This is a genomic window from Cupriavidus sp. a3 (assembly GCF_051015765.1).
Taxonomy (GTDB): Bacteria; Pseudomonadota; Gammaproteobacteria; order Burkholderiales; family Burkholderiaceae; genus Cupriavidus; species Cupriavidus oxalaticus_A.
Genome location: NZ_CP170643.1, coordinates 2,307,227 through 2,332,989, shown reverse-complemented (window position 1 = coordinate 2,332,989; position 25,763 = coordinate 2,307,227). Strand labels below are relative to the sequence as shown.

The 25,763-nt window shown below is 64.7% G+C and carries 26 protein-coding genes; 8 read left to right on the top strand and 18 right to left on the bottom strand.

Annotated features, from left to right (window positions below; translation table 11 throughout):
- Nucleotides 1-155: 155 nt before the first annotated feature.
- The 3 genes from ACAD63_RS11380 to ACAD63_RS11370 form a co-directional block, all read right to left on the bottom strand.
- A complete protein-coding gene (locus tag ACAD63_RS11380) occupies nucleotides 156-1,757 on the bottom strand; it encodes a DHA2 family efflux MFS transporter permease subunit (protein ID WP_434032652.1) in 1,602 nt (533 codons plus the stop codon).
- Nucleotides 1,757-2,884 (bottom strand): HlyD family secretion protein, encoded by a 1,128-nt coding sequence (locus ACAD63_RS11375; RefSeq protein WP_195427653.1) that lies wholly within the window; start codon nucleotides 2,882-2,884, stop codon nucleotides 1,757-1,759. The genes ACAD63_RS11380 and ACAD63_RS11375 overlap by 1 nt, the downstream gene beginning before the upstream one ends.
- A 107-nt stretch (nucleotides 2,885-2,991) precedes the next feature.
- A complete protein-coding gene (locus ACAD63_RS11370) occupies nucleotides 2,992-3,480 on the bottom strand; it encodes a winged helix-turn-helix transcriptional regulator (RefSeq protein ID WP_133096236.1) in 489 nt (162 codons plus the stop codon).
- Between the two features lie 143 nt (nucleotides 3,481-3,623).
- Between ACAD63_RS11370 and ACAD63_RS11365 the strand changes: the two genes are divergently transcribed.
- Nucleotides 3,624-5,114 carry an efflux transporter outer membrane subunit gene (locus tag ACAD63_RS11365; protein WP_434032651.1) on the top strand — a complete coding sequence of 497 codons (1,491 nt, stop codon included), beginning with the start codon at nucleotides 3,624-3,626 and terminating at the stop codon, nucleotides 5,112-5,114.
- 24 nt (nucleotides 5,115-5,138) lie between these two features.
- On the opposite strand, the gene ACAD63_RS11360 is transcribed toward ACAD63_RS11365, so the two are convergent.
- Both ACAD63_RS11360 and ACAD63_RS11355 read right to left on the bottom strand, forming a co-directional pair.
- On the bottom strand, nucleotides 5,139-6,440 hold the full coding sequence (locus tag ACAD63_RS11360) for an ATP-binding protein (protein ID WP_133096238.1): 1,302 nt from the start codon (nucleotides 6,438-6,440) through the stop codon (nucleotides 5,139-5,141).
- On the bottom strand, nucleotides 6,437-7,180 hold the full coding sequence (locus ACAD63_RS11355; protein ID WP_133096239.1) for a response regulator: 744 nt from the start codon (nucleotides 7,178-7,180) through the stop codon (nucleotides 6,437-6,439). Before ACAD63_RS11355 ends, ACAD63_RS11360 begins: the two co-directional genes overlap by 4 nt.
- A 303-nt stretch (nucleotides 7,181-7,483) precedes the next feature.
- On the opposite strand from ACAD63_RS11355, the gene ACAD63_RS11350 reads away from it, so the two are divergent.
- The 3 genes from ACAD63_RS11350 (at nucleotide 7,484) to ACAD63_RS11340 (ending at nucleotide 9,617) form a co-directional block, all read left to right on the top strand.
- Entirely contained in the window at nucleotides 7,484-8,287 is an 804-nt protein-coding gene (locus ACAD63_RS11350; protein ID WP_195427652.1) for an SDR family NAD(P)-dependent oxidoreductase, read from the top strand.
- A gap of 118 nt (nucleotides 8,288-8,405) precedes the next feature.
- Entirely contained in the window at nucleotides 8,406-8,678 is a 273-nt protein-coding gene (locus tag ACAD63_RS11345; protein ID WP_135705322.1) for a DUF4148 domain-containing protein, read from the top strand.
- A 162-nt stretch (nucleotides 8,679-8,840) separates the two neighbouring features.
- Nucleotides 8,841-9,617 (top strand): enoyl-CoA hydratase, encoded by a 777-nt coding sequence (locus ACAD63_RS11340; RefSeq protein WP_434032650.1) that lies wholly within the window; start codon nucleotides 8,841-8,843, stop codon nucleotides 9,615-9,617.
- Nucleotides 9,618-9,659: 42 nt separating this feature from the next.
- Here ACAD63_RS11340 and ACAD63_RS11335 read toward each other — a convergent pair whose 3' ends face one another.
- From ACAD63_RS11335 to ACAD63_RS11310, 6 genes are all read right to left on the bottom strand, one after another.
- The gene (locus ACAD63_RS11335; protein WP_434033980.1) at nucleotides 9,660-10,094 is read right to left on the bottom strand and encodes a MarR family winged helix-turn-helix transcriptional regulator; all 435 of its coding nucleotides are present in this window, start codon (nucleotides 10,092-10,094) and stop codon (nucleotides 9,660-9,662) included.
- A gap of 176 nt (nucleotides 10,095-10,270) precedes the next feature.
- Nucleotides 10,271-10,771 carry a DUF1097 domain-containing protein gene (locus tag ACAD63_RS11330; RefSeq protein ID WP_135705324.1) on the bottom strand — a complete coding sequence of 167 codons (501 nt, stop codon included), beginning with the start codon at nucleotides 10,769-10,771 and terminating at the stop codon, nucleotides 10,271-10,273.
- A 58-nt stretch (nucleotides 10,772-10,829) separates the two neighbouring features.
- Nucleotides 10,830-11,249, bottom strand: a complete 420-nt coding sequence (locus tag ACAD63_RS11325; protein WP_434032649.1) for an organic hydroperoxide resistance protein — start codon at nucleotides 11,247-11,249, stop codon at nucleotides 10,830-10,832.
- Between the two features lie 33 nt (nucleotides 11,250-11,282).
- Nucleotides 11,283-11,603, bottom strand: coding sequence for a hydroxyquinol 1,2-dioxygenase (locus ACAD63_RS11320; protein ID WP_133096243.1), 321 nt, complete (start codon nucleotides 11,601-11,603; stop codon nucleotides 11,283-11,285).
- A 313-nt stretch (nucleotides 11,604-11,916) separates the two neighbouring features.
- Nucleotides 11,917-12,981 (bottom strand): VWA domain-containing protein, encoded by a 1,065-nt coding sequence (locus ACAD63_RS11315; protein ID WP_135705326.1) that lies wholly within the window; start codon nucleotides 12,979-12,981, stop codon nucleotides 11,917-11,919.
- 159 nt (nucleotides 12,982-13,140) lie between these two features.
- Nucleotides 13,141-13,611, bottom strand: coding sequence for a plasmid fertility inhibition factor family protein (locus ACAD63_RS11310; RefSeq protein WP_434032648.1), 471 nt, complete (start codon nucleotides 13,609-13,611; stop codon nucleotides 13,141-13,143).
- Nucleotides 13,612-13,958: 347 nt separating this feature from the next.
- On the opposite strand from ACAD63_RS11310, the gene ACAD63_RS11305 reads away from it, so the two are divergent.
- Nucleotides 13,959-15,116, top strand: a complete 1,158-nt coding sequence (locus tag ACAD63_RS11305; protein WP_434032647.1) for a porin — start codon at nucleotides 13,959-13,961, stop codon at nucleotides 15,114-15,116.
- A 142-nt stretch (nucleotides 15,117-15,258) separates the two neighbouring features.
- Here ACAD63_RS11305 and ACAD63_RS11300 read toward each other — a convergent pair whose 3' ends face one another.
- The 4 genes from ACAD63_RS11300 to ACAD63_RS11285 all read right to left on the bottom strand — a co-directional run bounded on the left by ACAD63_RS11300 (nucleotide 15,259) and on the right by ACAD63_RS11285 (nucleotide 18,734).
- Entirely contained in the window at nucleotides 15,259-16,005 is a 747-nt protein-coding gene (locus ACAD63_RS11300; RefSeq protein ID WP_135705329.1) for an SDR family NAD(P)-dependent oxidoreductase, read from the bottom strand.
- A 108-nt stretch (nucleotides 16,006-16,113) separates the two neighbouring features.
- A complete protein-coding gene (locus tag ACAD63_RS11295; protein ID WP_434032646.1) occupies nucleotides 16,114-17,049 on the bottom strand; it encodes a 3-keto-5-aminohexanoate cleavage protein in 936 nt (311 codons plus the stop codon).
- A gap of 166 nt (nucleotides 17,050-17,215) precedes the next feature.
- Entirely contained in the window at nucleotides 17,216-17,785 is a 570-nt protein-coding gene (locus tag ACAD63_RS11290) for an RBBP9/YdeN family alpha/beta hydrolase (RefSeq protein WP_434032645.1), read from the bottom strand.
- A gap of 103 nt (nucleotides 17,786-17,888) precedes the next feature.
- On the bottom strand, nucleotides 17,889-18,734 hold the full coding sequence (locus ACAD63_RS11285) for a TauD/TfdA dioxygenase family protein (protein ID WP_133096250.1): 846 nt from the start codon (nucleotides 18,732-18,734) through the stop codon (nucleotides 17,889-17,891).
- A 361-nt stretch (nucleotides 18,735-19,095) separates the two neighbouring features.
- Here ACAD63_RS11285 and ACAD63_RS11280 point away from each other — a divergent pair, with 361 nt between their 5' ends.
- A complete protein-coding gene (locus ACAD63_RS11280) occupies nucleotides 19,096-20,154 on the top strand; it encodes an AraC family transcriptional regulator (protein ID WP_135705332.1) in 1,059 nt (352 codons plus the stop codon).
- Between the two features lie 92 nt (nucleotides 20,155-20,246).
- On the opposite strand, the gene ACAD63_RS11275 is transcribed toward ACAD63_RS11280, so the two are convergent.
- The 3 genes from ACAD63_RS11275 to ACAD63_RS11265 all read right to left on the bottom strand — a co-directional run bounded on the left by ACAD63_RS11275 (nucleotide 20,247) and on the right by ACAD63_RS11265 (nucleotide 23,503).
- Nucleotides 20,247-21,236, bottom strand: coding sequence for a Bug family tripartite tricarboxylate transporter substrate binding protein (locus tag ACAD63_RS11275; protein ID WP_135705333.1), 990 nt, complete (start codon nucleotides 21,234-21,236; stop codon nucleotides 20,247-20,249).
- A 153-nt stretch (nucleotides 21,237-21,389) separates the two neighbouring features.
- Nucleotides 21,390-22,451 (bottom strand): 3-keto-5-aminohexanoate cleavage protein, encoded by a 1,062-nt coding sequence (locus ACAD63_RS11270; protein ID WP_434032644.1) that lies wholly within the window; start codon nucleotides 22,449-22,451, stop codon nucleotides 21,390-21,392.
- Nucleotides 22,452-22,522: 71 nt separating this feature from the next.
- Nucleotides 22,523-23,503 carry a quinone oxidoreductase family protein gene (locus tag ACAD63_RS11265; RefSeq protein WP_195427647.1) on the bottom strand — a complete coding sequence of 327 codons (981 nt, stop codon included), beginning with the start codon at nucleotides 23,501-23,503 and terminating at the stop codon, nucleotides 22,523-22,525.
- Between the two features lie 275 nt (nucleotides 23,504-23,778).
- Between ACAD63_RS11265 and ACAD63_RS11260 the strand changes: the two genes are divergently transcribed.
- Both ACAD63_RS11260 and ACAD63_RS11255 read left to right on the top strand, forming a co-directional pair.
- Complete coding sequence (locus tag ACAD63_RS11260; RefSeq protein WP_434032643.1) at nucleotides 23,779-24,627, top strand: class I SAM-dependent methyltransferase; 849 nt, start codon at nucleotides 23,779-23,781, stop codon at nucleotides 24,625-24,627.
- A gap of 166 nt (nucleotides 24,628-24,793) precedes the next feature.
- Complete coding sequence (locus ACAD63_RS11255) at nucleotides 24,794-25,759, top strand: LysR family transcriptional regulator (RefSeq protein WP_434032642.1); 966 nt, start codon at nucleotides 24,794-24,796, stop codon at nucleotides 25,757-25,759.
- The last annotated feature ends 4 nt before the right edge of the window (nucleotides 25,760-25,763 follow it).

Sequence of the window (25,763 nt, the reverse complement as noted above, 5' to 3'; positions counted from 1 at the left end):
CTCCTGAAGGTTGCAATACGTATTGCCTGCCCGCGAACAGGCCACGCCGGTGTCACGCGGGCGCTCATTGCCAGCGTAGGCCAACGTCGCCCCGCCCGCGATCAGCGCGGCACACAGCACTCGTCTGAACAGAACGGCTTTCATCGCTGCCCCCATCAATGCGCATCCGCCGACGGGCCCTTCGGCGCCCCGACCTTGCGCATCAGCGGCACCATCGCCGTGGCGATGACGAAGCAGACCAGGATCACCAGGAACGCATCGCCGAAGGTCTGCGTCTGGGCCTCGCGCCAGGCCAGCCCCCACAGTTGCTTGAGCGCGGCGGTATGCGCATCGAAGGCATCGTGCCCGGCCGCCACGAACTGGTCGGTGAGCCCTTGCAGCACGCTTCCCATGGCTTCATTGCGGATATTCAGGTGCTCCGCCTCGCGCAGGAAATGCATGTTGCCGCGGTCGTTGAGCACGGTTGCGCACGCCGCGATGCCAATGGCGCCGCCCAGGTTGCGCATCAGGTTGAACAGGCCGGAGGCCAGCTTGAGCCGCTCCGGCGGCAGGCTGCCCAGCGTCAGGGTCACGGTGGGCGCCACGGCAAATTGCTGTGCCATGCCGCGCAGCGCCTGCGGCAGCAGTAGCTGCGCGGCGCCCCAGTCGTGGGTGATGGGCGCAAAGAACCACATCGATACCGCGAACATCGCCAGCCCGGCCATCATCAGCCAGCGCAGGTCGACGCGGTTGGCGAGGAAGGCATAGAACGGGATCGAAGCCATCTGGAACACGCCGGTGGAGAACACCGCCAGCCCGATGTCCAGCGCGCTGAAGCCGCGCACCCGCCCCAGGAACAGCGGCGTCAGGTAGATGGTGGCAAAGATGCCGATGCCGGTAACGAAGGAAAAGAAGCAGCCAAGTGCGAAGTTGCGATCCTTGAGCGCCCGCAGGTCGACGATCGGGTTGGCGTAGGTCAGCGTGCGCCAGATGAAGGCCACGCCCGACACGCCGGCGATCCACGCCGTCGTCAGGATCACGTCATCGTCGAACCAGTCCCAGCGCGGGCCTTCCTCCAGCGTGTATTCCAGGCAGCCCAGGAACAGCGCCATCATCACGATGCCAAGGTAATCGGCTCCGCGCACCAGCGACCAGTTCGGCCGGTCGACCTTGACCAGCAGCGGCACCGCGATGGTGACGAAGATGCCCGGCACCAGGTTGATGAAGAACAGCCAGTGCCACGAGAAATGATCGGTGATCCAGCCGCCCACCGTGGGCCCGAGCGTGGGCGCCAGCGAAGCCAGCCCGCCGACGGTGGCCGCGGCGATCACGCGCTGCGGGCCGGTGAAGAACGCGAAAGCCGTGGTGAACACCATCGGGATCATCGAGCCGCCCAGGAACCCCTGCAACGCGCGGAACACGATCATGCTGTGGATATCCCACGCCACCCCGCACAGCAGGCTGGTCACGGTGAAGCCGGCCGCCGAGGCGGCGAACAGCCAGCGCGTCGACATCACGCGCGACAGCCAGCCGGACAGCGGAATGACGATGATCTCGGCGATCAGGTAGCTGGTCTGCACCCATACCGTTTCATCGGCGCCGGCCGACAACGCGCCGCCGATATCGCGCAGCGACGCGGAAACGATCTGGATGTCCAGCAAGGCGATAAACATGCCCACGCACATGGTGCCGAAGGCGAAGACCTTGGCGCCGGTGGACATCGCGTCCGGCGTCGTCGCCACGGCGGCCGCAGGGGTGGTCACGCTGGCCGTCGTCATCACTGCACCCGCGGGGTGGTCTGCGTGGCGGGATTGGCGGGATTGGTATCGACCTGCGCGATGACCGACAGGCCCGGGCGCAAGACCCCCAGCCGGGCGTCCTGGTCGTCGAGGCGGATCCGCACCGGTACGCGCTGGACGATCTTGGTGAAGTTGCCCGTAGCGTTCTCCGCCGGCAGCACGCTGAACTGCGCTCCGGTGGCGGGCGCCAGGCTCGCGACCCGGCCATGGAAGACGCGTCCGGGCAGGATATCGGCCTCCACTTCGACCGGCATGCCAGGGCGCATATGGGCCAGCTGCCCTTCCTTGAAGTTCGCGTCCACCCACAGCCCGTTGGCCGGAACGATGGAAAGCAGCTGGCTGCCCGCACCGGCAAAGGCACCGACACGTGCGCGGCGGTTGCCGACGGTGCCGTCCACCGGGGCGCGCAGCTCCGTATAGCTGAGATTGAGCCTGGCGATATCGCGCTCGGCGCTCGCCTGCGCCAGCGCGGCCTCGGCCTGCTGCTTCTGCGTGCCGATGACCTCAAGCTGGCGCTGGGCCGCCAGCAGCGCAGCGCGCGCCTTGTCGCCATTGGCCTGCGCCTGCTTGTAGTCGGAGTCGGCTTTCTGCGAGCTCTGGATCGAGACGGCTGCCTTGGCCACCAGGCTGGCGTAGCGGACCTGGTCGTCGTGCGCCCGCACCGTGTCGGCATTGGCCGCCGTGATGCCCGCCCTGGCCTGCGCGATCACCGCCTCCTGCAGCCGCGCGGTGGCATCCAGGTTGGCCAGCAGCGCCTTCTGTGCTGCCACGGCGCCTTCGGCCCTGGCCAGCGCCGCGCGATAGTCGCGGTCGTCGATGCGCACCAGCACGTCGCCGGCGTGGACCGACTGGTTGTCGGTCACCGCGACTTCGGCAATATAGCCCCCGACCTTGGCACCGATCACCGTGACATCGCCGCCGACGTAGGCATCGTCGGTGCTCTGCAGGTAACGGCCCGACGTCCACCAGTGGTGGCCATAGCCGATGGCCGCCAGACCCGCGACAACCAGCGCGCCGGCCGCCAGCAGGCGCTTGGGACTGGCTTTGGATTTCGGCTCGGGAACGGGTTCGGCACCCGCCCGGTCAGTCAGCGTATTGCTACTCATGGCACTTCCTTTCTGCTCTCTGCTCGTTGCTGTCGGGGGTCTGCGCCGCCTGTGGCGCGGCTGGGTCGGGAAATCGGGTGGTCGGAAAACTGGAAAGGGGAACGGGATCAGGCTTCGGCCGAGCGGCTCAGCCGCTGACGCACGCGCTCGCTGGCGGCGGGGCCAGGCGTAATGTGGTAGTCGGCGCCGGTGACCGGGCTGCCGGTGGCAGGGTCGACCAGCAGGGGTTCCACGCGAGCGCCGGTGCGCCGGTCCGCCAGCTGCACGCTTTCGCCTTCGGGCGCGAGATGCTTGTTACCCCACGCCAGCATGGCCAGCAGCACCTGGCGGAAGTCGCGCCCGCGCTCGGTCAGGATGTATTCGGAACGCGGCGGCCGGTCGCAGTACTGGCGACGCTCCAGCATCCCTTCCTCGACCAGCGAGTTCAGCCGGCGCGTGAGCATATTGGGAGCGATCGCCAGGTTCTGCTGGAACTCGTCAAAGCGGGTCACGCCATAGAAGGCCTCGCGCAGGATCAGCACGCTCCAGCTGTCGGCAACGCGGGCCACGGTGCGTGCAATGGGACATGGCATTTGATCAAGGGGCTTTTTCGGCATGATCGGCGTCCTCTGAGAATCTAGTTGCTTTCAATTTGAAAGTTAGTCTAGAGTAGTCACTATCATCATGCAAGTTAGTTTTTCGGTTGTGCAGTATCCGCCGCTGTCGAGTCGTTGAAGGTCGCCGTTGAAAGGTGTTAGCAATGCCGCAAGATCCCTCCCGTTCTGCTCTCCATCCCACCACGCGCTCCCGTCTGCAGCGCCCCGGCGCCGGCATCGCCCGCGCCGTGCCGCTGCTGCTGGCGGCCGCGCTCGCCGCCTGCGCGGTGGGGCCCGACTACCAGACTCCGTCGTCGGATCTGCCGGCCGCCTACCCGCACGCCGCGGCATTGGAAGCCCGCGAAGCCACCCGCGAAGCGCCGGCGCTCGACAGTTGGTGGCAGGGCTTTGACGACCCCGCGCTGACCCGGGTGATCCGGCGTGCGCTGGAACAGAACCTCGACCTGGCAGCCGCCATCGCGCGCGTCGACCAGGCGCGCGCGATGGCGCAGTACGCCGGCGCCGCGCTGCTGCCTGAAGGGTCGCTGTCGGGCAGCGTTGTCAAACAGCACCAATCGCTGGAAGGACCGCTGGGCAGCCTTGCCAACAGCCGGCCGGGCTTTGACCGCAACAGCACGGTGTACAGCGTGGGCGCCGGCGCGAGCTGGGAGATCGATGTGGCGGGCGGCCTGCGGCGCGGCGCCGAGGCGGCCAGCGCGGAAGCGCAGGCCGCCGAAGCCGAGCACATGGGCGTGCGCGTGCTGGTGGCCGCGGAAGCCGCCGATGCGTACTTCCGCGTGCGCGGCGCGCAGCAGCGCATCGCGATCGCGCAGCAGCAGGTGCGGACCAGTGCCAGGCTGCTGGAACTGGTGCAGTTCCGTCTCGCCGACGGCGTTGGCGCGGAACGCGAACGAGCGCAGGCCGAAGCACAGCTCGCACAGACCCGCGTGACCATCCCGCCGCTGCAGATCGAGCTGGAGACGCAGCTGAACCGCCTCGACGTACTGATGGGCGCGCATCCGGGCACGTATGCAGCCGAACTGCTCGCGCCCGTCGAACGCGCCACGGTCCCGCAGATTTCCGTGGCGCAAGGCCCCGCCAACCTGCTGCAACGCCGCCCCGACGTGATTGCCGCCGAACGCCGGCTGGCAGCATCGAGCGCCCGCATCGGCGTGGCCACTGCCGAGTACTACCCGAAGCTGTCGCTGTCGGCGCTGCTCGGGTTCGAAAGCCTTTCCGCCGGCAAGCTGTTCACCGCCGCCGCGTTCCAGCCTGCCGCTGCCGCGGGGCTGCGCTGGCGGCTGTTCGACTTCGGGCGGGTGGACGCCGAGGTAGCGCAGGCCAGGGGCGCCAACGCCGAGGCGCTGGCCACCTACCGCAAGGCGATGCTGCGCGCCACCGAGGACGTGGAAAACGCGATCATCGCCCTGACCCAGCTGGAATTGCAGAGCAAGGACCTAGCCGTGGAAGTGGCCGCGCACGCGCGCGCCCGCGGCGCGGCCGAGGATGCCTACAAGGGCGGCGCCGTCAGCCTGTTCGAAGTGCTCGAAGAAGATCGCCTGCTGCTGGCCGCGCGCGACCAGCAGGCGCGTGTGCGCGCCGACAATGCCCGCGCGGCGGTGGCAACGTTCCGCGCGCTGGGTGGCGGCTGGTAGTTTGCATGTCCCGGCCTCACCGCCTCAGCCGAGCCTGAGCTGCGCCTCCAGCCCGCCGCCCTCGCGATTGCGCAGCGTCAGCGAACCGCCGATCGCCAGCGCCAGCTGGTGCGCAATGGCCAGGCCCAGGCCGGTGCCGCCGGTCTCGCGGTTGCGCGATTCCTCGAGCCTGACAAACGGCTGCACCACGGATTCAAGCTTCTCCGCCGGGATGCCGGGGCCGCGATCGAGCACGCCGATCACCACCACCGCGCCATCGCGCCGCACGCTCAGCTCCGCCGCCCCGCCGAACTTGATCGCGTTGTCGGTCAGGTTGGTCAGGATGCGGCGCAGCGCATGCGGCCGCGTCATGATGGCGCCGCCGATGTTCTGCAGGATCGTGACGGCCTTGCCGGTGTCCTGGTAGTCGTAGACCAGGCTCTCGACAAATGACCCGATGTCGATCCGCGATGCCTTCTCGCCGTCGCCATGCATGGCGCGCGCATAGGCCAGCCCCTCTTTCACCAGCGTCTCGATCTCGGCGAGGTCGTGCACCAGCTTGCGCTTGTCTTCGGAGTCCTCCGCCATCTCGGCGCGCAGCCTCATGCGCGTGATCGGCGTCTGCAGGTCGTGCGAGATCGCCGCCAGGATCTGCACGCGTTCCTCGACAAAGCGTGCGATGCGCTCGCGCATGGCGTTGAACGCGCGCGCCGCACGCACCAGTTCCGTCGGACCGGTCTCGGCCAGCGGCTTGCCCGCGGCGTTCGGGTCGAGCGCGTCGGCGGCATTGGCCAGCGCCACCACGGGACGCAGCGACAGCCGTACGGCCAGCCAGCAGCACAGCACCAGCAGCAAGAGCTGCAGCACCAGCACATAGGGCAGCCATTGCGCGACGGGTGGCGGCTTCGGATGCACGTCGATGGTCAGGGGGCTGCCATCGCTGAGGGTGAGGTGCGCCTGCAGGCGTTTGCCTTGCCCCGGGATCGACTCGACCCTGACGGGAAAGCGGCCGCCGCTCGCCTCGGTGATGCGATCGGCGATCTCCTGGGCCTGCTCGCTCATCTCCGGCATGCCTGGCAGACCCGGCCCCAACACATATTGGTAGTTGCCGCGATTGACGTACCGTAGCCACTGCGGCCGCTCCGCCGCGGGCAAGCGGTCGAGGATGGCGATCGACGTGGACACGTCGGTTTCCAGCGTGCCGAGCATCACCTGGCGCGCGGTGATGTAGCGCTCCCCAAACAGCACGCCGAACGACAGCCCATGGGCCACCACGAGCCCGGCCAGCAAGATCAGGAACAGCCGCGAGCCCAGCGTGCGGGGCCACGGCAAGGCGCGGAGATTCACTGCCGGGCCTCCCGGATCTCGACCGGCACCGAGAACACGTAGCCCTCGCTGCGCACGGTCTTGATGTAGCGGGGCTCGCGCGCATCGTCCCGGAGATGCTGGCGCAAGCGGCTGACCAGCAGGTCGACCGAGCGTTCGAACATTTCCGCCTCGCGGCCTTGCGTGAGGCTGAGCAGCTGGTCGCGGTTGAGCACGCGCTGCGGATGGTCGACAAACACGCGCAGCAAGCGGTATTCCGCGCCACTGAGCGCGACGATGATGCCATCGCGGTCGATCAAGTGCCGCGCCGTGGTGTCCAGCTGCCAGTCGCCGAACGCCAGCAGCTGGCCCGCTTCGGTGATCTGCAGGTTGGGCGGCAGCATGCGCGTCCTGCGCAGCACCGCCTTGATGCGGGCCAGCAACTCGCGCGCCGCGAAAGGCTTGGGGAGATAGTCGTCGGCACCCATTTCGAGGCCGAGAATGCGATCGGTCTCGTCGCTGCGCGCGGTCAGCATCAGGATCGGGGTGGTCTTGTGCTTGCCGGCTCGCAGTTCACGACACAGCACCAGGCCATCGTCGCCGGGCATCATCACGTCCAGCACGATCAGGTCGACGGCGTTGGCTTCCAGGATCGAGCGCATTTGCCGGCCATCCTGCGCTACGGTCACGCGCAGGCCATTCTTGGTCAGGTAGGTCGATACCAGCTCGCGGATTTCCCGGTCGTCATCGACAACCAGGACATGGTCGACGTGTGCATCCATCTCTATCCCCTCAGAAAAGTCAGGTGAACCGCCAGTCTGCGTCGACGCCATTGTATGGGTGGCGGCAATTCTCCGTGTATCTCACTGTATCCGGCGCAGCACACGCCACAATCCGGTACATATCCCGTTGCCTCCCGTACCGCACCCTCCCTCCCTGCATGAGCGCGCCGCCGGTGGCGATGGCAGAAAAGGTTGCATATATGACATTGGCGCCATGCCATTGTGCCCCTACTCTTCAGTTCACGCAGCCGGCCATTCCGGCCACGGCTTCCACCCTCCTCCCCAGCACCCCGGAGCTCAGACATGACGACTCACATCCACGCCGGCACCGCCGTCATCACCGGCGCCTCGTCCGGCATCGGCGCGATCTATGCGGATCGCCTCGCGCGCCGCGGCCACGATCTCATCCTGGTGGCGCGCAATCGCTCCCGCCTCGAAGCGCTGGCCCGCCGCATCAGCGACGACACCGGCCGCTCGGTCGAGATCGTGACCGCGGACCTTGGCCAGGCTGCCGATGTCCGCCGCATCGAAGAACTGTTGCGCAGCGATGCCAGCATCAACACCCTGGTCAACAATGCCGGCGTCGGCGCCGCGGCACCGCTGGAGGTCTCGGACGTCGACAAGATGCAGGCGATGATCGAGCTCAACGTCACGGCCCTGACCCGCCTGACTTATGCCGCCGCGCCGGCATTCGTGGCGCGCGGCGAAGGCACCATCATCAATATCGCGTCGATCGTCGCGGTGGCGCCCGAGATCCTGAATGGCGTCTATGGCGGCACGAAAGCGTTCGTGCTGGCCTTTACCCAGTCGTTGCAGCATGAGCTTGCCGGCAAGGGCGTGCGCGTGCAGGCCGTGCTTCCCGGCGCCACGCGGACCGAGTTCTGGGACACCGCCGGCCATTCGGTCGAAAACCTGCCGCAAGGCATCGTGATGAGCGGCGACGACCTGGTCGATGCCGCGCTGGCCGGGCTTGACCTGGGTGAAGTGATTACCGTGCCATCGCTGCCCGACGACGCGGACTGGAAGGCGTTCGAGGCTGCACGTGCCGCGCTCGGTCCCAATCTGTCACGTGACCGGCCCGCGGCCCGGTACGGCGTGGCGCGGTAGTTCACTGGCAGTTCTCTGGCAGTTATCCCGGGGCGCCGGATCGGCGCTCCCCGGCTGAGAAGGCTGGAGGCGGGTGTCACAGGCGACGCCCGGTACGTTTGAACAGGTCTCAAATGCTATGAAACTCATCACGATTTCTTTGCTCGCTGCAGCGCTGATGGCTTCGAGCCTCGCTTTCCCGACGCATGCGCAAGCAGCCGATACGAACGCCACCAGCCGCGCCCTGACCCGCGAAGCCGTGCGCGCCGATCTCGAAGCCTGGCACCGCGCCGGGCTGTCGGAGTACCGGCTTGGCGACCGCGCTTCCAACTTCGAAAACGCCGAGTATCAGAAGCGCCTCGCGCTGTATCAGCGCCTTCAGGCCGAACAGGCGACCGCCACGGCTCGGTGAGCCTGCGACGCACGGCGCCCAGGGCTTGCGGTTATGGACAGCGCACCTAGCCTTCATCCGTTTACTTCGCATGCGAATTATATATATATACTTCGCACGCGAACTTCATTCCGATACTTGCACGGCATCCTGCCATCCCGCAACTCACCCGGAGACCGACCAATGACCCCCGAAATCCGCATTGACCTCACCGGCGGCGTGCTGACCATGACGCTTGCCCGGCCCGACAAGAAGAACGCCCTGACGAACGACATGTATGGCGCACTCGCCGACACGATCGAGCAGGCGCAACAGGACCGGCGTATCCGGGTCCTGCTGGTCCAGGGAGACGGGGACATGTTCACCGCCGGCAACGACATCGGCGAATTCGCCGCGATCGCGGCGGGAAAGCACAGCGGCGAACGCCACGTGCATCGCTTCCTGCACGCCCTTGCCAACTCGACGGTACCGACTGTCGCCGCCGTCAACGGCAAGGCCGTCGGCGTCGGAACTACCATGCTGCTGCATTGCGACTACGTCGTGCTCGGCCAGGATTCGCAGTTGATCACGCCTTTCGTCAACCTGGCGCTGGTTCCCGAGGCGGCATCGAGCCATCTGCTCCCGCTGCGGATCGGCCACGTCAGGGCCTTCGAGATGTTCGCGCTGGGCGAGCCGCTCGACGCGCAGACCGCGGTGGCCTGGGGCATCGCGAACAAGGTCGTCGGCAATGACCAGTTGCGGCCGGAGGCGCGCCGCATGGCCGAGAAGCTTGCCACCCGGCCGCCGGGCTCGCTGAGCGCCATGAAAAAATTGATGCGCGATGCGGAAAAACTGGTGTCGCAGATGCACAGCGAAAGCGCCAGGTTCGAGGAGCGGCTGGCCAGTGCGGAAGCCAGGGAAGCCTTCCAGGCTTTCGCCGAAAAGCGCAAGCCGGACTTCACCAGGCTCGACGGGCAGTAAGCCGGCTGCCTCGCGTCCTCGATTCGGCGCCGCTGCCCCGGGTTACTCCTGATCCTCGTCGGCGGCCGGAAATTTCGTCTGCAAACTGCCCAGCCAGCGCGCCACTACGTCGATCTCGTCCGGGGTGAAGCCCTCGGTCAGCCTGGCATTCAATACCTTCATGCTGGCCTTGGAGCGCAGGCGCGCCTTGCGCCCTGCTTCCGTCAGCCACAGGCGCGATGCACGGCGATCGCTATCGTCCGGCCGGCGCTCGATCAGGCCGGCCCGTTCGGTCCGGTCGGCCAGCCCGCTCATCCCGGGTGCGCCCAGATCGAGTGCCGCGGCGGCTTCGCTCATCAGCGCGCCATCATTCCTGCCCAGAAAGAACAGCAGCCCGGCCTGGGCGGATGTCACGCCACCGGAGGCAATGCGCGCTTGAGACCACCGCTGCAGGCGCTGCTGGCCCACGTTCAACAGGTAGACGAGGCGAGGTTCCATGTGTTCGGCGGCATTGTGAATTTGTTCGCATGCGAATATATCATGGGCCCGCCCGGCAACGGCGTAGCCGGCCGGAAGGCGCACGCGACCGCATCCGGCGCAAACCGGATACGATCGGATGCGATTGCGATGCCATCACGGCATTTCCGCACTCGCCGTGATTGCGGGTAGCAGCGCTAGCGCGCCAGGCGTCCCTGCAGCACATTGCTGATGCCACCGCCCAGCGCGCCGAGCACCCCCGCCGCGACCAGTCCGGCCAGCAACGACGGAGTCGGAGGCTGGCTCGCGGCAAAGAAGCTGATCAGCCCCAGAAAGTAGGCAAGCGGGTTGTTGATGCCGGGCAAGGCCCGCAAGCTGAGCACGAGCACCACATCGGCGAATACAGCAAGCGGCGTAGCAAGGTTCCCGACGTGCGGGGACAGCCATCCGATCAGCAGTGCCGTCCCGGCGCCAAACACGATGCCGAGCAGGAGTGCCACAAGATTCGCCAGGCCTTCGCGCACCGTCTGGCCGCGCGAGTTGTAGCCGACCCAGCCAAGGAACATGGCCCAGGCCGGCAACGCCGCGGCGAGCGTCACGAAAGTTGTCACTGCGGCCACCACGGCCCCGACCAGCGTAATGCCATGGAACGTGCCCGGCGAAATTGCCATGGCGGCAGGAGTGCTGGTGTTCGACATGGATTTCCTCCTTCGGTGAGTGGGACCGCCTGGCGAACGCAGGCGGATCCCCGGGTCTTCAGATCAGTTTGGTTTCGACATGGATGTTGCCGCGCAGGGTCTTCGAATACGGGCAAGTCTGGTGCGCGGTATCCACCAGTGCCTGGGCCACGTCGCGCTCGATGCCGGGAATCCGGACATTGAGGCGGGCCTGCAGCAGGTAGGCTTCGCCGGCCGTGCCCAGGTCGACTTCCGCGTCGACGGACAGGTCCGACGGCAGCCTGACCTTCATCTTGCCGGCAGCCAGTCCGATCGCGCCGATAAAGCATGCCGACCATCCCGTCGCCAGCAATTGCTCCGGGTTCGTGCCGGATCCGCTGGACCCCGGCGACGACAACTGCAGGTTCAGGCGGCCGTCATCGCTACGGGCTTCGCCGTTGCGGCCACCCGCGGTGATATGGACCTTGCCGGTGTACAGCACATTTTCGATGCGGGTCATGATTTGCTCCTTGATAGACGGTGATGGCGTGGGTCAGGCGTGTGCGCCGTCGAGATAGGGGTCGGCACTGCGCGCCGGTGCCGCGGAGACGCCGGTGCGGTCCAGGCCGGCCAGCGTCCGTGCGCCATCGGTGAAGGGATCGAAGCTGCGGGCGCCGTCGCTGTACGCGCTGCGCGGCTCCTGCACCGAACGCGCCCCTTCGCTGTACGGGTCGCGCGCATCCAGCACCGAGCGGGCGCCGTCTGTGTACGGGTCACGCGCGCCCACATGGGACAGGCTCGCGGCCTGGGCACCTGCCGCTGCGGCGGTCAAGGCGATGGCCAGTACGAAACGGCGGGCGATGTTGGTAGTCATGATTGGTTTCCTCAAGAATCGACGTTGAACTGTGAGCGCCCGGTGCTTGCTTTCGCTGGATTTCGGCGCCGGGCCACGGAACGTATTTAAGGAGACCGGTGTATCGCGCGTGTAGTGCAGGGAGGCCGATGCTGTCACCAAGCGTATCGCCCCGGCTGCGCAATACAAAGACATACAAAATCGCTGTCAGGTCCTGATCTGGCCTGGGCCTGATGCGCCCACTGGTAGCGGGTGCCGATGCCGCCCAACGAAGTCGTCCACGACCGCTGTTGTCGCCCCGGCGCCATCCCGGCGCCGGCAGAGGTCTTTCAGTTCAGCGCCGGAACCACAGCAGCGACAGCCCGCACGCCGCCGCCAGCAGCACGGCCGAGGCCGCCGCCAGCAAGGCGCCGATCTCGATTGCCCTGCGCTCGAGCACGAAACGGGCGCTCAGCCGGCGATACACCTGCGTCAGGTCCGCGGCCGAGCCTGCCTGGAAGTACTCGCCGTCAGTGAGCGCCGCGACCGCGCGCAAGGTGGGCTCGTCCAGCTGCATGTAGAAAGACAGGCCAGACACTGCCGCACCCCCGTCCTGCGGCATGCCGAAGCCCACGGTGTAGACGCGCACGCCGCGCTGGGCCGCCATGCGCGCGGCGTCCAGGGGGTCCGGGCCGGTGGTGCGGCGGCCGTCGCTGAGGAGGATCACCGCACCGTGCCGGTAAGAGCCCGGCAGCGCCGCCGGCTGCTCCAGGTCGCGCTTGCGGACGGCGTCCGCCGCCGCGGCCTCTGTCATCGATCTGCCACCCGGCCCGGGGGCGAGCGACTCGCCACTGAAGAGGATCGCTTCCAGGTCGATGCCATCGTCGGGAAACAGCATCGCCAGCGCCTGGATCAGCCCGCTGCCTGTCGCCGTGCCGCGCTGGAGCTGGAAGCGATCGATCGCGTCGATCATGTCCTGCCGGTTGTCGGTCGGGGGCAGCACCACGGTCGCCGTGGCGGCAAAAGAGACAATGCCCAGGCGCACGCTGGCCGGCAGCCCGACGATAAGATCCCGCGCAGCCTGCTGGGCCGCGCTGATCCGGGTGGGCGCGACATCGGTGGCCTCCATGCTGCGGGAAGTATCCATGGCCAGCACCAGGGTGATGGTGTCGGACGGCAGCGTGACGGTCGCCGTAGGACGGGCGCAAGCCAGCAGCGCCGCGCCCAGCGCGAGCAGGAAGAGCAGCGGCGGGATATGACGCCGCAGCCGTTGCCTGCGGCCCAGCGCGGCGCGCGGCAGCGCAAGGCTGGAATACAACAGGGCGATTTTCTTGCGCCGCGCAAGCAGGTACAGGTAGGCGGCTGCCAGCAGTGGGAGCAAGAGCAGCAGCCATAGCATTTGCGGCCAGAGAAACTGCATGCCCTGCTCCTTGGCGCGTGGGTAGGACGATGTTACTACTGTAGCTTCCCGGGCGGACCGGATCCCCGAGCGATCAGACCGGGTAACCGGCAAATGCCATTTACCGCACAATTTCATCCACGGCAAGGCTCACGCGCCCGCCAGGCATCCAGGCGCTGGCTAACGACCCCACCCGCAGAATCGCTCGAGCAGTTCCGCCTCGGTTTCATGGACTTCAACCGGCAGGCTGCTTGCGCCGGCAAACGCCAGATAGCGGGCGCGATGCTGGCCGTTTCGAAACGACACCACGCCTTCACTGGGAATGCCGATCAGCCCGGATAGCGTACGGCGGCGCCGGGTTGTGAACGTTACATAGGGGACTTCCGGAATCCGCTCCTGGCCGGGCGCCAGGAACTCGCAAATGCCGCGCACCTTGCCCGCATGCCAGTACTGCGCAGCCTGAAGGACATAGTCCGTGGTATCGCGGTCGGCGCAGGCGAGCGGTTTCGCCAGGTTGATCACGACCACCTTGTGGCGCGAGTCGGGGGCATCGAAACCGCATTTCATGCGGGTGAACGTGTAAGGACTGTGACCGGGGATAGGAACTATCCAGTTCCCGTCAGGACCCCGTTGCACCTGATCTTCTGACAAGGCGACTCCGATTTCTTGTTATCCCGGCGCTTCGCCGGGGCCGGATTCGATGCGGCGCGGCTTCAACCGCCGCTGCCGTGCTATCCGTATGCCCTGGGATTATGCGTCAGCGCCAAGCCCTTGTGAACTCGCCAGTCACACGCCCCGCATCAGCGTCCGCAACGTCTGCCGCTTGCCGGGTAGGGGTATGCCCCAACGTGTCGCCAATCAGCAATTCAAAGTCGCAGCAACACAAGCGCGACGCGCCCAAGGCATCAGACACTCGCCCAGCACCCTGATCCTGCATGTCAGGGTTGCCGAGCATCACAAGAATGAAACCAGAACATGGGCCAAGGAGGAACGAGTAGATGAAAAGAACGATGATCGCCCTCGCCGCGATGGTTGCGTGTGGCGCAGTCAAAGCGCAATCCAGCGTAACGCTCTACGGCGTGATGGACGTGAACGTCGAGTACGTTAATCACGTTGGTGCCGTGCCGCAGGCGAGTAACGGATTCAATCCGGGCACGGGCGGCAAAGCATTCAGACAGGACGCCGGCGGCTACTCCGGCTCGCGCTGGGGCCTTCGCGGCAGGGAAGACCTGGGCGGCGGGCTGAAATCGGTTTTCGTTCTGGAGAGCGGCTTCTCGAGCGATACCGGTACCCTGCAACAGGGTGGCCGGATATTTGGCCGCCAGGCCTTTGTTGGCGTTGAGTCGCCATATGGCCAGATTACTTTCGGCCGGCAATACCATTCGTTGTTCTCCACGCTAGCCAACTTTGTCCCGGCGCGATATGCCAGCCAGTATGAGCCTACCGGCGTGATTGCCGGTGCCAACTTCCGCCAGGACAACGCGGTGAAGTACACCGGCGTGTTCGGGGGGCTCACGGCCATGGCAAACTGGTCGTTTGGCGTGGGCACAACACTTCCGCAAGTCGCTCCCACCCTCCCGACTGCTGGTGGCAACGGTGAAGTGCCAGGGCAGTTCCGCCGGGACACAAGCTATGGAGCAGGGCTGAACTATCTTGCCGGGCCTTTCGGGGTGGGCGTCGGCTATGACCAATGGAATCCGACGATCGGCACTGGCCACGGTACCTATAAGAAGGCTGCTGTCATGGCCAGCTACGCTCTCAATGGAACGGCGAAGGTAATGGGCGGTTATCGCTGGGGTCAGAACAAGAATCAAAATGGCACGTTGATTCAACGTGACGATTTCTACTGGATTGGCGGTCAATACCGGTTCTCACCGACTCTCGATTTCACGCTCGAGTACAACTACCAGGACGTGAAGAACCTGGGAGGGAACACTCACATTGCCAACCCCTGGCAGATTGCGCTGATTGCAGACTACGTGCTCTCCAAGCGTACCGACATCTACCTGACCACGGCCTATTCAAAGAACGCTGGCCTGGCCATGGAATCGGCGGCAAGCAATTTCGCCACCAGTCTTACGTTGAATAGTTACGCGCTCCCCAATGGCCAGACCTCGATGTTTGGCGTTGCCGTGGGTATCCGTCACGTCTTCTGAGGCCCGCATAGTGGCGACGTGTCATGCTTCTGTCGAAGTGATGGGTGGCACGTCGCCCCCCTGTCGCCCCCCTCCCGCGCCTGAACCGGATCAAGTGCGCGACTACAGCCGCGCCTGGGGGAGCGCAGGAATGCCATGAAAGCTACGCGGCTGTCTTCCCGCCGTTCACGTGAAGGATCTGGCCCGTGATGTACGTGGACTGGCCGGATGCCAGGAAGATAATCGCCTCAGCGACTTCTTCCGGTGTGCCGACGCGTCCGGCTGGGATCGTTGCGGCGACAGCTGCGACCCGATCCGCGCCGCCGGCAATGCGTCCGAGCATTTCCGTTTCAATCGGGCCCGGCGCCACGGCGTTGACGCGGACATTCGATTTGATGGCATCCAGCGCCGCCGACTTGGTGAAGCCCTCGATCGCGTGCTTGCTTGCCACATACATGGGATTGCGCGGGTTGCCGCGGCTGCCCATCGTGGAAGAGAGGTTGACGACCGCCCCACGCTTCTGCGAGATCATCGCGCGCAGCTCGTGCTTCATGCAAAGGAATGTCCCAAGGACATTCGCATCGAAAATCGTCGTGTACGACTCGACGGTCTGCTCGACGATCGATCCCGGGGTTCCTTCCGTTCCGGCACTGTTCACTGCGATATCAAGGCATCCAAAGCGCTCGACGGCATGGCCGACAAGACGGATGACATCGTCTTCACGGCTGATATCGGCCGCGACGAAGTCCGCTTCCGCGCCCATCTGCCGAAGTTCCGAGATGAGGGCATCTCCGGCAGCGGCGTTCCGACCCGAGCAGACCAGTCGTGCACCTTTGGCTGCAAAGGCAAGCGCCGTCGCGCGGCCGATGCCTGCCGTCGCACCGGTAATCAAGACAACAGCATGAGACATGAGAATTTCCTTCGGGGGAGTGAAGAGGAGCTATTCGAGAGCCTGGGGAAGATGTTCAAGACGCGCGCATGCCCGGATGCTCAACTGGCCGGCACAACATTCGCACTGTCAGAATGCGACAGCGTTCCTGCCCTTCAGTTGAAGCATGTCACGCGCCTCGTCCGGCGTAGCCACCTCGAGGTTCAGCGATTCCAGAACACCAACGACGCGCCTGACCTGGTCGGCATTGCTCTTCGACAGGCGGCCCGGGCCGTCCCAGAGCGAGTCCTCCAGCCCCACGCGGACGTTTCCGCCCATGGCAGCGGCCATCGAGGCAATCGGCATCTGGCTGCGGCCGGCGCCGAGCACCGACCAGTAGTAGTCCTTGCCGAACAGCCGCTCGGCGGTGCGGCGCATGTGCATGACGTCCTCGGGATGCGAGCCGATGCCGCCGAGCAGGCCGAACACCGACTGGATGAAGAACGGCGCCTTGAGTATGCCGCGGTCAGCGAAGTGGGCGGCGGTATAGAGATGACTGGTGTCGTAGCATTCGACTTCGAAGCGAGTGCCATTGTCGGCGCACGACTCCAGGATGTAGCGGATCTCCTTGAACGTGTTGCGGAAGACGCGGTCCTCGGAACCCTCCAGGTAAGGACGCTCCCAGTCGTGCTTGAACTCCTTGTGCCGGGCGAGCATCGGGTACAAGCCGAAGTTCATTGAACCCATGTTCAGCGAGGCCACTTCCGGCTTGAGCTGCAACGCCGGCTGGAGGCGCTCCTCGACCAGCATGTTGGGGGCGCCGCCGGTCGTGAGGTTGATCACCACGTCGGAGCGCGCCGCGATGCGCGGAAGGAATTCACGAAAGAGCGCGGGGTCCTGGGACGGCTGGCCATTCTCCGGCTTGCGGGCATGCAGATGGACGATCGAGGCGCCTGCCTCGGCCGCGGCAACAGCCTCGTCTTCGATTTCCTGCGCGGTAATGGGGAGATAAGGCGACATCGTCGGAGTGTGGATGCCACCGGTCACGGCGCACGTGACAATAACCTTGCTCTGGGGAACTGCCATGGTAGATTTCCTTCGTTCTCTGGCTGGGGAATGAACTGCTTCATGCGACGCCGCAAATGCTCGGGAACTTTGCCGTCGCCGGCTGTGACCACGCCCTGAATGTCGCCAATTGGAAAGTAGATGTTCCGGCAAGATATGCGTGGAAGCCGGCAGGAGACGTAGCCACTCAGAGTTGCTGAATCAGTTCCTCTGCCAGCGGCCACGGTCCATAGCCATCTGCCGGTCCGAGATGGCCCACTTCCCCGGCATCGACGAAACGGCTGCCCCAGGCCTGCGCCAGGTCGCGGATTCGTTCGAACTTCCCGAGCGGATCATTTCGGCTCGCCACTACGATGCTCGGGAATTGCAGAGGCCGCCGCGGGATAGGGATCCATCCTTCCTCTGCCAGCGCCTGCGGATCCTTGTATCCGGCCGGCAACGGACTGTCGTAGTCGGTCGGCCCGGCAAGTAGCACGCCCTGCACGGCGCGCGCCGTCTCCTGTGCCCAGTGAACCGTGATCAGGCAGCCAACACTATGTGCAACCAGGATGACCGGCCCTGCAATGCTGCTTACGACACGGTCAAGGTTGGCCACCCTGGCACTGCGCAACCGCTTGTCCTGATCAATCTGGGGCACAATGCGCACCGCTCGTCCCTGCTGCTGCAAACGCTCTGCCAGCAGCGATTGCCAGTGCTCCGGCATGTGATCGCGAAAGCCGCGAACAATCACAACCGTTGGCTGATTTCCGGATGTCATGGGATTCATTTTCCTCGCTTGATTTGATGATTCGCCAGCGCAGCCTGGTCCGTCGGCGAGTACGGCCGATGGTCGGAAGTGATTCTCCCGGCCCGCTTGCGGCTTAGCAGGGGATATCGCCCACGATGCCGGCGCGCTCGAGCTTGCGCGGTGCCGGGTAGTAGTCGTTGACGGCGTAGTGCTGCGTGCTGCGGTTGTCCCAGACCGCAACGTCGCCCTCCTGCCATGCCCAGCGCACCTGGTATTCGGGAATGGTGGCGCGGCTGGTCAGGTAATTGAGCAGCAGCGAGGCGCCGGGCGACTTGTCGATGCCGTAGCGCACGTTGTCCGGGGTGCTGTAGTTGGTGAAGTGCGTCGTGAACGAGGCGCCGACGAACAGGATCTTCTCGCCGGTCTCAGGGTGGGTGCGTACCACCGGATGCTCCACCGGCGGATGATCCTGGGCCAGCTTTGCGCGGTCTTCCGGGGTCATGACCGCACCGAAGCTGTGCTCGATGCTGGCCCTGGCGCGCAGGCCGTCGATCTTCCTTTTGATCTCCTCCGGCAGCTCTTCGTATGCCTTGACCATGTTGACCCAGATGGTGTCGCCGCCGATCTCCGGGCATTCGATGCAGCGCAGGACTGCGCCCATGGCCGGATTGGGACGCCACAGGCCGTCGCAGTGGTAGCTGTTCTCGTAGCTGTGCGGGTTGTCGCTGCGGTAGACCTTCACGAGGCCCGGATACCCGGGAACACTGCCGACCACCGGATGGTCTTCCAGCTTGCCGAAGCCGCTGGCGAAGGCCACGTGATCGGCGCGCGTGATCTCCTGCTTGCGAAAGAAGAGCACTCTGTGCTTGAGCAGCGCCGCGCGGATCTCGGCGAAGCGCGCAGGATCGCGCGCCGCCTCGCCAAGGTTGACGCCAGAAATCTCGGCCCCGATGGCGGGGGTGATTTGCCTGATCTTCATTATTTCTACGTCTCCTGCAGGTGGATGAATCTGCGAACGGGTTCAGAGTCCGGCTGCTTGCGGATGAGCATCCGGCGTTCCAGGCTTTCCGGCGGCGCCGTCGCGAAGGAAGTCAAGTCGCGTTCACGTGACAATTCTCGATAATGACCGCTGACGCATATCATCGTGCCTGGCGACACTTCCCGCTTTGCCTTGCGCGCCTGGAACTTGGCAATTGACGACAACCATCCGATTGCACAGGAAACCAGAGGATTCAACGCTTCCCCGCAACCTTGAGAGGATGAACGTCGCGGGTCATTCTCGCTTGACAGTACGTGACAGCGATTTATCATGAGCTGTCCATTTTCAGCCTCATTTCCCGATGTCGTTACTTGTCCGCGCTGCAGCCCTGACCAACTACAGCGAGGTCGCTCGTGCCGCCGGACTGGATCCGGTGCGGCTGATGTCTGACGCAGGAATTAGTCCGAGCGTACTTCGCGAGCCGGACCTCATGATTCCAGTCGAGCGTTTCGGACGCCTGCTCCAGGCCTCCGCAGACCTGTCGGGCAACGAGAGTTTCGGGTTGTGCATGGCCGAGTCACGCCAGTTGTCCAATCTCGGGGCGGTAGGCATGCTGATCCGCGACCAGGCGACGCTGCGCGACTCGCTTGGCACGCTGATGCGCTACCAGCCGATGCTCAACGGTGCGCAGTCACTGGCAGTCGAGGAATGCGGCGAACTGGTCATCATCCGCGAGGCGCTGATCGCCGGCAGCGCGCATCAGCCAACCCGCCAAAGGGTTGAACTGGCCCTGGGGGTCATGGTGCGGTTGATACGCCAGCTTCTCAAGCCCGACTGGCAGCCGCAGCGCGTATGCTTCGAGCACCCGGCGCCGCGCGACCTGAGCGCACACCAGCGGTTTTTTGGCCCTCGCATCGAATTCGATTGTGACTTCAACGGGATCCTCTGCGCGCGGGCCGACCTCGATGCGCGCAATCCGTGGGCCGATCCGGCCATGGTGCGCTATGCGCAGCAGCTGGTCGACAAGTCCGCCATGCCGCATCGGGCGACAATGCATGAGGACGTGCGGCGCACCATCCTGCTGCTATTGCCCAGTGGGCGCTGCAGCATCGAACGGGTAGCTGATAGCCTGGGCGTGGTGTGCCGCACGGTCCAGCGCCGGCTGGCGGAAGAGGGTCAGAGCTTCTCGTCGATCGTGAACGAAGTCCGCACGGAGCTCGCGACCCGTCATGTCATCGAGAGCGATCGTCCGTTGACTGAAGTGGCGACACTGCTCGGCTTTTCCGCGCTAAGCGGATTCTCGCGCTGGTATCACGTGCAATTCGGTTGCAGCCCCAAGGAGAGCCGGGCCGCAAGCGGCAGCGTGCGCCGACAGGCAGCCCCTTCGCAGGCAAGCGCTGCCGACCGGATTTGTTCATGATTCCGACCTGGCACGGATCCCGGGGGAGCCTCACCTGCTGCAGCCTTGCCTCGCCACCGGCAAAGTGAGAACGCCCCCGGTCACAACACGTTTCATTCATCGAGCCGGATCTTTGCATCGACCGCGATCTTCGACCAGGCTTGCAGATCGTTGCTGACAGTCTCGCCGAACTGCACCGAGGTCTTCACCGGCGGCGGCCCAAAGTTCATGCTCTTCATCATCGCTGCGAGATCAGGGGACGCCTGCACCTTGTTGACTTCATCGGCCAGCCTCTTCACGATCGCCGGGTTGGTTCCCGCTGGCGCAAACATGCCGAACCACCCCACCATATCGAACTTATAGCCCTGTTCACCCATGGTCTTGACATCAGGCAGCTGCGGCGCACGCACATTGCCGGTAATGGCAATGGCGCGGACCTTTCCGGAACGCAGGAAGGGAACGGGCGCGGCCGGATCGGTCCAGCCGATTTTCACGACACCTGAGGAAAGGTCAGTCAATAGCTGATTCGAGGTCCGATATGCGACGTGATCGGTCTTCATGCCGGTCTGCTTCTTGAGCCATTCCATCGTCAGCTGCCCTGAAGAGCCGGTGGCCCAGGAAGCGTAGCTGTATTTGTCCGGATTCGCCTTCACCAACTGGATAAGCTCCTGCAGGTTGTGGACCGGCAGATCATTGCTCACCAGCAACATCACGCCACCCTCGGCCGTCTCGGCGATTGGGACAAGGCTCTTCTTAGGATCATACGGGATGGTCTTCAGAACGGCCGGGGCGATGACCTGGTTCGATGCCGTGGTGTAAAGAATCGTGTATCCGTCGGCCGGCGCCTTGACTACAGCGCTTGTCCCAATGACTCCACTGCCGCCCGGCCGGTTTTCAACAACGACTGGCTGCTTCAGGGATGCCGACAGGCGTTGCGCCATCACCCGTGCCAGGGCATCGGTTCCTGATCCTGCCGACGAGGCCACGATCATCTGAATCGGGCGCGCGGGCCAGGCTTCCTGCGCCTGCCCTGAAGCGCACAACGCCAGAAGCGCTGCGGTGCCCAGCGTGACCGCAACCAGCTTTTGAATTCGCAATGCCATTGTCTACCTCCATGTACTTGTTTTGTTGACGATTGGTCAAGCTGCGCGCCTTCCATGTGCGTCGCCCTGGCAGCAGGCGCGACGCACATGGCGGCATGAGCAACGCTGGCATCGCCAATACCGCAAATGCTGTCAAGTTCCCCCAAGGGCTACTTACATGCATTCGGCCTTGCGCAGGAAGCCCTGGTGGCCACCGTTACGATTGGGGGAAAAGCCATTCTTCTGCAGCGTCTCTTCCACCGTGTCGTAGAAGACCCCAAGCTGCAAGATCTCGCGGGTCTGCTGCGCGGTCGCGATGGGCCGACCAAATTCGCCGGCAATACGCACCAATTGCTTGATCTGCTCGACCGTGCTCATCTTTCCGGTGCGGGTCTGGTTCCAGAGTACGTCCTCGATGCCGCACCGCACATGCAGGCCCAAAGCCATGCCGATCATGTTGATGGGCAGCACGTTCAGCACCGAACTCTCCACCGTTACCACGGCTCCGTCCGGCACGGCACGCAGAATGTTGGCCAGGTTGTAGATGTTCGCCTGATCCATGCCGCCGCTGATCGCCACCCAGTTCATCACCAGCGGGCCCTTGTAGACACCGCGGCGAATCATCCGCTCAATCGTTTCAAAGCTGTTGATGTTGTAGCATTGAAACTCGCTTTGAATACCGGCGGCCGTCAGGCGTCGAACGTGCTCCTCGAACCAGCTGGGATTCGAGGGAACGACCATGTCCTTGTAGGTTTCGTAGAGGTGCGCGAACCCCCGCGAAACTCCCTTGAAATCATCCACACTGGCGTGCTCCGTCACATTCATCTGCGAAGTGTTGACGGTCACCGTCACCTGGTCCGGCTTCGGATCAAGTTCGGCCAGCATGTGCCGCGTGTCATCGCTAAGCCATTTGGCGGCCTGTCCCTCTTCAGGCGCGAAGCTGATAGAGCCGCCCACCTGGATGACCATTTCCGGACAGGCCTTGCGCACGCCGGCGATCAGTTCGTTGAACTTGGACAGCCGCTTGCTGCCCTTGCCATCCTCTTCGCGCACGTGCAGATGCAGCACTCTCGCACCAGCTTCGTAGCAATCCACCGCCTTCTGAATCTGATCCGCCATGGTGACAGGGATGTCTTCCGGGAAGTCTGACGGGATCCAGCCTGGCGCATAGGGAGCGGCGGTGATGATCAGGGGCTGCTGGTTCTCGGGATACAGGTGGCCGTCAAGGAAGTTCATATCGATGGATCTCCGGGTTGAGGTTTGAATCTTGGGAACGTCGAACTAGATGGGAAGGCTGCTTCGCGCTGTCAAATCACGAAAATGGACGAGCCGGTGGTCTTTCGGGACTCGAGGTCCCGATGTGCCTGCGTGGCATCTTCCAGGGCATAGCGCTGATTGATCCCGATGTGGATGCGGCCCGCCGCCACGTGGCCGAACAGCTCGCTCACCAGTTCCGCCTTCTCGGCAGGATCGGCGATATAGTCGGCCAGGCCCGGGCGCGTCAGGAATGCCGAGCCTTTGCGGGCCAGGATCGCAGGATCGAACCCGGTGACCGGGCCGGAGGCGAAACCCACGCACACCAGCAGGCCGCGGCGCTTGAGGGAGTCCAGCGAGGCCATGAAGGTGTCCTTGCCCACGCTGTCGAAGACCACGTTCACGCCCACGCCATCCGTCAACTCCCGCACGCGCGTGGCCACGTCCTCATGGCTGTAATTGATCGTGTGGTCGCAGCCATGGGCGCGCGCGATTTCGGCCTTGGCATCGGTAGAAACCGTTCCGATCACCGTCAGTCCCTGCAGCTTGGCCCATTGCGAAATGATCAGGCCGACACCGCCTGCCGCGGCATGCAGCAGGATGGAGTCGCCCGCCTTGAAGGGGTAGATCCGGCGCATCAGGTAGGCCGCTGACAGGCCCCGCATGGTCATGGCAGCCGCGATTTCGCAACTGATCGTCTCCGGCAGCTTGATCAGCGGTGCGGCGGAGATCAACCGCTCCGTGCTGTAGGCGCCCAGCGTGTTGGTAAAGCCCGTATAGGTCACACGGTCGCCGACCGCCAGATGGGTGACGCCGGCACCGACGGCCTGGATAACGCCGGCGGCTTCGTTGCCGATGCCGCTGGGCAGCGGGACCTTATAGGTACCGCTGCGGAAGTAAGTGTCGGCAAAATTCAGACCTGCGGCCACGTGACGGACACGAACCTCCCCTGGCCCCGGATCACCCACATGCGCGTCCTCAAAACGAAGGACGTCGGGTCCGCCTGTCTCGTAAATCTTAACGACTTTCGCCATGTGGTCTCCTGTTCTTGAGTAGATGTCACGGCTTGCCTGGGGCTTGCCGCCTGGGCTCGCCGATGGACAAAATGGACAAGCCGGTGCTGGTGTGACTCAGACGGGTTGATGTCCGAGTGCACTTTGCATGACCGAATCATCGAGCCTGGCGCCGCTTTCCGCTTTCCCTTGCGTGCCTTTAACTTTTCTCTTTATGACAAGGATCCGCCGGCTCATGAGTGATGGAAATACAATGCTTCTGTACAGGCGGCGGTGGATCCTGAGGGAGTCTCCAGATGACCGACAACGGAGTGAAATCCAGTCTTCGCAATACGTGGGAGTCGGCAGCACCCGGCTGGGCGAAGTGGGAGAATGTGTTCGCCACCACTCTTTCTGGCGCCACGGACACGCTCATTGATATGGCCGGTGTCCGGCCGGGCATGCGCGTTCTCGATCTGGCTTGCGGTGCCGGCAGCCAGAGCATCCAGGCAGCGATGCGAGTGGGTGCCGACGGCGAAGTGGTCGCCAGTGATATATCGGGCACCATGCTGGAGCATGTCCGCCGAAATGCCGCCCGTGCCGGCCTTCAGAATATCGAAACGCTGGAATGCGCAGCAGACGAATTGGACGAGACACTGGCCCCGTTCGACGCGGCGATGTGCCGATTGGGACTAATGCTTTTTCCGTCGCCTGGTGAGGCATTGAAATCTGTCCAGCGCGCACTCAAGCCTGGCGCGCGTTTCGCGGCGCTGGTCTTCACGACGCCCGCCGCCAATCCCTTTATGGCTCAGCCGATGGCGATCCTTCTACGCCACGCGGGCAAGTCTCCTCCCGCGCCCGGACAACCCGGAATCTTTGCACTGGGAGGCGATGGCGTGCTGGAACGCCTGATGCACGACAGCGGTCTTGGCGATGTGGAAACACGGCACGTCCGAGCGCAGCTCGTCTTGCCGAGCGCGTCCGATGCGCTGCAACTGATGCAGGAAGCCGCCGGGGCATACCGGGCGGTGGTAGCGGACCTCGACGTCGCGGCCAGGGTGAGGGCCTGGAACGATGTTTATGAATGCCTAAAGCAGTTCGACGTCGGTGAAGGCTTCAAGACCGAGCTTGAACTCATCATCGGCTCGGGCGCGAAGCCAGGATAGTTTTCGCCCCCGTTCGAGCCTAGCGGAACGGCATAAGCGGCAAGCCGATATGGGGCTTTGTACTCCCGCCAACTGGAAGGGCCCTGACAAGGCTTCCAACCATTGCTCCTGTACAGTACCGCCCGGTATCCTTCGTGCCGAGAGCAACGAAATATGGAAGACCAGCATGCAACTCAAGACCGAGGAGATCGAGGCATACCTGCTGGTGGTGGAGTCAGGGAGCGTGAGCGGTGCCGCGCGCCACCTGGCACTGTCGAAGTCCGTTGTCAGCAAACGTATCAGCGACCTGGAGCGCAGCCTTGGCGTGACCTTGCTGCAGCGTTCCACGCGCAGCGTGCAGCCCACCGAAAGCGGCAGGCATTTCTACGAACAGGCCCGTGCTGCGATGGCGCAACTGACGCATGCGGCGGAAAGCATTTCCGAGACATCGCAGCAGCTATGCGGCGAGTTGCGCATCCTGGCGCCGATGAGCTTCGGCACGCTCTGGCTGTCGCCGATGATCGCCGAGTTTGCCAGCGCCCACCCGCGCCTGCATGTCGTGATGGAGCTGGATGACCGCTTGGCCGATACCGGCCATGAGCGCTACGACGTTGCCATCCGCATCACCCGGCTGGGCGACAGCGCGCTGATCGCGCGCCGGCTGGCGGTGAGCCGGCGCATCGCATGCTGCAGCCCGGCCTACGCTGCGCGCGCCGGGCTGCCGGCCAGCCTCGCCGACATCTCGCAGCATGCCTGCCTGTCGTACAGCAACTCCGCGCCCGGCCAGGTGTGGGCGTTCCGTGGCGCGACCCCGCAGGCCGCGCCGAAGGTCATCGCCCCGCGCGGGGTCTTCACCGCCAACAACGGCGAAGTGCTGCGCGACGCGGCGCTGGCCGGCCATGGCATTACGGTATTGCCCTTGTTCATTATCTCGGCGGACCTGGCGGCGGGCCGCCTGGTCCAGGTGCTGCCGCACGAGGTTCCGCTCGACGACGGCATCTTCGCGATCTATCCGCGCAGCAACTTCACCTCGCAGAAAGTGCGGACGCTGGTGCAATACCTGCAGCAGGCAATGTCACCGCCGCCGTGGGAGGCCCGCGCCGCGGGCGGCAGCCAGGTGCCTGAGCCGGCGCCCCTGCTGCGGCACGGTTGAGCCG

Excerpts from the sequence above, each read along its gene's own strand:
- ACAD63_RS11380 (WP_434032652.1), bottom strand. The coding sequence starts at position 1,757 with ATGACGACGGCCAGCGTGACCACCCCTGCGGCCGCCGTGGCGACGACG.
- ACAD63_RS11375 (WP_195427653.1), bottom strand. The coding sequence starts at position 2,884 with ATGAGTAGCAATACGCTGACTGACCGGGCGGGTGCCGAACCCGTTCCC.
- ACAD63_RS11370 (WP_133096236.1), bottom strand. The coding sequence starts at position 3,480 with ATGCCGAAAAAGCCCCTTGATCAAATGCCATGTCCCATTGCACGCACC.
- ACAD63_RS11365 (WP_434032651.1), top strand. The coding sequence starts at position 3,624 with ATGCCGCAAGATCCCTCCCGTTCTGCTCTCCATCCCACCACGCGCTCC.
- ACAD63_RS11355 (WP_133096239.1), bottom strand. The coding sequence starts at position 7,180 with ATGGATGCACACGTCGACCATGTCCTGGTTGTCGATGACGACCGGGAA.
- ACAD63_RS11350 (WP_195427652.1), top strand. The coding sequence starts at position 7,484 with ATGACGACTCACATCCACGCCGGCACCGCCGTCATCACCGGCGCCTCG.
- ACAD63_RS11345 (WP_135705322.1), top strand. The coding sequence starts at position 8,406 with ATGAAACTCATCACGATTTCTTTGCTCGCTGCAGCGCTGATGGCTTCG.
- ACAD63_RS11340 (WP_434032650.1), top strand. The coding sequence starts at position 8,841 with ATGACCCCCGAAATCCGCATTGACCTCACCGGCGGCGTGCTGACCATG.
- ACAD63_RS11335 (WP_434033980.1), bottom strand. The coding sequence starts at position 10,094 with ATGGAACCTCGCCTCGTCTACCTGTTGAACGTGGGCCAGCAGCGCCTG.
- ACAD63_RS11330 (WP_135705324.1), bottom strand. The coding sequence starts at position 10,771 with ATGTCGAACACCAGCACTCCTGCCGCCATGGCAATTTCGCCGGGCACG.
- ACAD63_RS11325 (WP_434032649.1), bottom strand. The coding sequence starts at position 11,249 with ATGACCCGCATCGAAAATGTGCTGTACACCGGCAAGGTCCATATCACC.
- ACAD63_RS11320 (WP_133096243.1), bottom strand. The coding sequence starts at position 11,603 with ATGACTACCAACATCGCCCGCCGTTTCGTACTGGCCATCGCCTTGACC.
- ACAD63_RS11315 (WP_135705326.1), bottom strand. The coding sequence starts at position 12,981 with ATGCAGTTTCTCTGGCCGCAAATGCTATGGCTGCTGCTCTTGCTCCCA.
- ACAD63_RS11305 (WP_434032647.1), top strand. The coding sequence starts at position 13,959 with ATGAAAAGAACGATGATCGCCCTCGCCGCGATGGTTGCGTGTGGCGCA.
- ACAD63_RS11300 (WP_135705329.1), bottom strand. The coding sequence starts at position 16,005 with ATGTCTCATGCTGTTGTCTTGATTACCGGTGCGACGGCAGGCATCGGC.
- ACAD63_RS11295 (WP_434032646.1), bottom strand. The coding sequence starts at position 17,049 with ATGGCAGTTCCCCAGAGCAAGGTTATTGTCACGTGCGCCGTGACCGGT.
- ACAD63_RS11290 (WP_434032645.1), bottom strand. The coding sequence starts at position 17,785 with ATGACATCCGGAAATCAGCCAACGGTTGTGATTGTTCGCGGCTTTCGC.
- ACAD63_RS11285 (WP_133096250.1), bottom strand. The coding sequence starts at position 18,734 with ATGAAGATCAGGCAAATCACCCCCGCCATCGGGGCCGAGATTTCTGGC.
- ACAD63_RS11280 (WP_135705332.1), top strand. The coding sequence starts at position 19,096 with ATGTCGTTACTTGTCCGCGCTGCAGCCCTGACCAACTACAGCGAGGTC.
- ACAD63_RS11275 (WP_135705333.1), bottom strand. The coding sequence starts at position 21,236 with ATGGCATTGCGAATTCAAAAGCTGGTTGCGGTCACGCTGGGCACCGCA.
- ACAD63_RS11270 (WP_434032644.1), bottom strand. The coding sequence starts at position 22,451 with ATGAACTTCCTTGACGGCCACCTGTATCCCGAGAACCAGCAGCCCCTG.
- ACAD63_RS11265 (WP_195427647.1), bottom strand. The coding sequence starts at position 23,503 with ATGGCGAAAGTCGTTAAGATTTACGAGACAGGCGGACCCGACGTCCTT.
- ACAD63_RS11260 (WP_434032643.1), top strand. The coding sequence starts at position 23,779 with ATGACCGACAACGGAGTGAAATCCAGTCTTCGCAATACGTGGGAGTCG.
- ACAD63_RS11255 (WP_434032642.1), top strand. The coding sequence starts at position 24,794 with ATGCAACTCAAGACCGAGGAGATCGAGGCATACCTGCTGGTGGTGGAG.